This window comes from Treponema sp. R6D11 (assembly GCF_054786075.1).
The window spans coordinates 1-345 of record NZ_BDHD01001267.1; the positions used below are offsets into that span (position 1 = coordinate 1).

Here is a 345-nt window from a genome sequence, read left to right on the forward strand (position 1 = left end):
CCGTTACCTGATGTTGCGGACCTTCTTCATTTCTATAACGCCCCTTCTCATTGGCGGGACTGCCCATTGTGAAGGTTCCGCCTTGTATGCGTATCATGCCGGCGTTAGCATAAAACCATTCATATCCAGTTAAAATTTGCAGAACGCCGTTTCGCGCCGCAGTTTCGGCGGGCGTTCCGTCTACGCTCGCAATACGCACGGTCAGATTGTCGGTTACGTCATTTACGTTGACCTTGGAAAAATTCACGGTTTTTCGTTCGTTAGCGGCAATCTGAACCCGTACGGCGTTTTCGGGTAACGGAACGGGAATCTCGTAACTGCCGCCTGTTTGAAAAGTCTCTTTGC

1 protein-coding gene is annotated in these 345 nt (G+C 50.4%); it reads right to left on the reverse strand.

Going from position 1 to position 345, the window contains the following annotated elements; genetic code table 11:
* On the reverse strand, window positions 1-345 hold a 345-nt coding region (locus ACYVTD_RS18380; RefSeq protein ID WP_461249037.1), incomplete at both ends, for a hypothetical protein.